The sequence below is a fragment of the Candidatus Palauibacter australiensis genome (assembly GCA_026705295.1).
Classification (GTDB): Bacteria; Gemmatimonadota; Gemmatimonadetes; order Palauibacterales; family Palauibacteraceae; genus Palauibacter; species Palauibacter australiensis.
The window spans coordinates 1-4224 of sequence record JAPPBA010000029.1; the positions used below are offsets into that span (position 1 = coordinate 1).

Consider the following 4224-nt stretch of genomic DNA (forward strand, 5'->3'; position numbering starts at 1 on the left):
AATTCCCGCTGGAAACCGGCCCCGCGTTCAGGCTCATTTGCCGTTGGACAAGACTGGGGCTTGTGCTTTCGCGCCTTGCCCTTACCTTCCGTCGTTCTCGCGCCGCCGGAGCGTCCGGCGGCCCACGCCAGCCTCCGACCCTCCCCCCACAGGACGCACCGACCGATGCGCCTTTGCCCCACGCCTTCCGCCCTGCCACCCGTGCGCCCCGGCGCCGCCGACAGCCCCTTCTTCCCGCACGCCGCGGTTCGGGCGCTTGCGGTTCTCCCGCTCGCCGCCCTCGTGCTCGCGGGGGCCACCAGCCCGGCCGCCGCCTATCCGCCCGCGACCGGCGCACCCGCTGTTGCCGACACGCTGCGCGTGACGCTGGCCGCGCCGGAGGGCGGCTCGGTGGCCGAGGGCTCGGAGGGCAGCTTCGAAGTCTCGGTGGCGGGCAGCACCTCGGACGGAGCGGTGACCGTGCGCTACTCGGTAGCGGGCACGGCCACGGCGGGCACGGACTACCGGGCGCTGTCGGGCGAGGTCACGGTGGCCAAGGGGGAGAACAGCGCGGGGATCGTGCTCTCCGCGCTCGACGACGACATCCTGGACCACGGCGAAACGGTGGTTCTGACGCTGACGGGCGCGAGCGGCGCGGCCACTGCGGTGGTGGACCCCGCCCCCGCGACGGCGACGATCGCCGACCACGGCACGGTAACGGTCGAGATCACCCCGATGAACGACACGCTGCCGGAGGGCGCGGCGTGGAACTCGATGGTGACGCTGTCCTCGGCGGTGGCCGAGCGGGTGTCGGTGGGGTGGCGCACCAGCGACGGCACGGCGTTGGCGGGCTCCGACTACGAAGGGACGATGGGGAGCGTCGTCTTCGAGCCGGGCGAGCGCTCGAAGCCGATCAGCGTGAGGACGCTGGAGGACGAGGAGTCCGAGCCGGTCGAGATGTTCTACGTCGCGCTCGACCCGGCGGTCGCGGCTGCGGCTGCGGCGGGCGGAGCGGGAGCGTGGGCGGGCAACGGCCTGCGGATCGACCTGCAACAGCGGTTCGGGTTCATCGAGTGCACCGTCGAGTTTCCGGACGGTCGGATCGACCGCAACGTCGACGAGAACGAGCGGGCGGGCACGGAGGTGGGCGCTCCGGTGACGGCCCCCACGGAGAGCATCGCGTACTACAAACTGCGCGGTGGCTCGGGGCTCTTCGCCATCGACGATGTGACGGGGCAGATCAAGACCACTGCCCGCCTCGACCACGAGAAGAGGAGTTCCTACGTCGTCAGCGTCAGCGTGCATGATGACTGCGGCGCCAGCGACACCACGGACGTCGCCATCAAAGTCAACAACGTGAACGAAGCCCCGACGGTCAATGCGGGGAAAGATCAGACCGTCGAATCAAACGATCCCGTGACGCTCAGCGGCACGAGCACGGATCTCGACGGCGACGACGCAACCTTGGGCACCCCGTCGCACGGCTTCGCCTGGGTGCAGACCAAAGGCCCGACTCCGAAGGGTGGGCTGAAGGATGCGAACAAGAGAACGGCGACCTTCACGGCACCTGCGGTCTCTGACACGACCGACCTGGTATTCGAACTGAAGGTCACCGACGGCGGCGGTCTGAACGACACAGACGCCGTGACGGTCACGGTGCTGCCAGCGCCGAAATGCGCCATCAGCGTGGAGGACGGCAACTTCAGCTTGAGAGAGGACGAGACCGATGTGGGCACGGTAGGCGTGTCTGCGGAGCACTGCGGCGACCTCGAATACGTGTTGACGGGCGCGGGCGCGGGAGACGTTTCCGTGGCTGCGGCAAGCGGCAGCGACAACGCCGAGATCACGGGGAACTTTGACTTCGAGGAGAGGCAGTCATACGACCTGACACTGACCGTCAGCGAAAAGGGCGGATCCGCGAGCAACGACGGTGATGTGGACATCAAGGTGACGAATGTGAACGAAGCGCCGATGGCCGATGCGGGGGCCGATCAAGAAGACATTCCATCGGAATCGACGGTGACGCTGAGCGGTTCGAGCGAGGACCTGGACGGCGATCACGCTACTTGGGGCACTCCGTCGCACACATTCGCCTGGGTGCAGACCAAAGGCCCGACTCCGAAGGGTGGGCTGAAGGATGCGAACAAGAGAACGGCGACCTTCACGGCACCGGTTGTGCCCCAGACTACCGACTTGGTGTTCGAACTGACGGTCACGGACGGTGGCAGTCTCAGCCACACCGATGCCGTGACGATCGCTGTGAAACCGCGGCCGAACAAGCCTCCGGTGTTCGATCCGCCGAGCTATTCCTTCACGACGGACGAAACGGTCTCGGAGAACACCGAGGTGGGCCGGGTACATGCGAAGGACCCGGAGGGCGGGCGGGTACGGTACTTCTTGTCGAGTTCGTCCTACTTCCGGATCGGCACCGGCACCGGCGCGATCACGGTGAAGGCGCAGCCGCCGGCAGGCACCTACACGCTCACCGCCACGGCGAGGGATTCCGTCGATGCGGAGGGCACGGCGCCGGTGACGATCAAGGTCAACAAGGTCGTCCCGCCGAACGAGCCCCCGAAGTTCGATCCGCCGAGCTATTCCTTCACGACGGACGAAACGGTTTCGGTGAACACCGAGGTGGGCCGGGTACATGCGGAGGACCCGGAGGGCGGGCGGGTACGGTACTTCTTGTCGAATTCGTCCTACTTCCGGATCGGCACCGGCACCGGCGCGATCACCGTCAAAGCGCAGCCGCCGGCAGGCACCTACACGCTTACCGCCACGGCGAGGGATTCCGTCAATGCGGAGGGCACGGCGAAGGTGACAATCAAGGTGAACAGGGTTGTTGTTCCACCCGACTGCACGGTCGGCTTAGAGAACCACAGCTTTGGGGTGTACAGCGACGAGACGGTGGTGGGGACGGTGCAGGGTTGGACGCAGGGTTCGGACTGCGGGTCGCTGCGATATGAACTGAGCGGGGCGGACGCGGCGCCGTTCTCGATCGGGCGGTCGAGCGGCCGGGTGACGGTGACGGGCTCGCTTAGCGTGAAGACGTACGTTATGACCGTGAAGGTGCGGGACGGCAACGGACACGCTTCGGCCTCGGCGACGCTTACGGTCGGGGTGACCGATCGTCCACCGACGGCCGTAGCTCCGGTGTTCGGTCGGACGAGCTATTCCTGGGCGGTTCACGACACGGCGTCGACTGGCCATGTCGTCGGCACGGTGACGGCGACGGACGGCAACCGGGACCGCATCACCTATGCCCTGTCGGACACCAGCCGGTTCAAGGTTGGACGAGCGAGTGGGGTGGTCACAGTGGCCGTCGCCCCGCCGGCCGACACCTACAAGCTCAAGGCGTTCGCGACCGATCCGGGAGGGCTTGCCGATACCGCCGCCGTGACGATCACGGTCACGACCCCGCCCCCGACGAACCGCGCTCCGCGTATCGAGAGCGCGATCCCGGCGCGCGCGGTGGTGGCCGGAGACTCGGTGGCGGTGAGGGTGTCGCCGCACTTCAGCGATCCCGACAAGGACGCGCTGACGTACACGGCTTCTTCGTCGAACCGGAACTTCGCGACGGTGCGGGCGAGCAAGGACACGGTGTGGGTCCGGGGCGTGTCGAAGGGGAGCGCCGACGTGACGATCGCCGCCGCGGATCCGCGCGGCCTGTCGGTCTCGCAGGCCTTCAGCGTGACCGTGAGCGAGGGGAACGGCGCGCCGGAGATCGCGAGCCCGATTCCGCCGATGACGTTCCCGGCGGGCGACTCGATGGTGGTGGACGTGTCCCGGCACTTCCGGGACCCGAACGACGACGCGCTCACCTACGAGGCGGTGTCGTCGAACGTGGCGGCGGCGACGGCGAGGGTGAGCGGGAGCAGGATCACGGTGACGGGCGTGTCTCCCGGCGAGTCCGAGGTGAATGTGACGGCCCGCGACGTGCACGGTGCGTCGGTGTCGCATGCGTTCACGGTGACGGTGCTGAACGAGGCCCCGCTGGTGGTGGAGGCGATTCCGGCGATGACGCTCGCGCCGGCGGAGTATGTGCTGGTGGAGCTGTCGGAGCACTTCTCCGACCCGAACGGCGACGACCTGGAGTACGTCGCGGCCTCGGCGGACGAGGCGGTGGCGGCGGTCGCGGTGTGGGAGGACCGGCTGACGGTGACGGGCGTGAAGCGGGGCCACGCGCCGGTGACGGTCACGGTGTGATCCAAGGCGATAACACAATGTAATAACACGACTTACAGA

General features: G+C 67.7%; 1 protein-coding gene. It reads left to right on the forward strand.

Annotated elements, in window-relative coordinates:
• Positions 1 to 165 precede the first annotated feature (165 nt).
• Positions 166 to 4185 (forward strand): cadherin domain-containing protein, encoded by a 4020-nt coding sequence (locus OXN85_02070; GenBank protein MCY3598745.1) that lies wholly within the window; start codon positions 166 to 168, stop codon positions 4183 to 4185.
• Positions 4186 to 4224 lie beyond the last annotated feature (39 nt).

What these genes read in the sequence shown, in the direction of transcription:
- OXN85_02070 (MCY3598745.1), top strand. Translation starts at nt 166, where the DNA reads ATGCGCCTTTGCCCCACGCCTTCCGCCCTGCCACCCGTGCGCCCCGGC.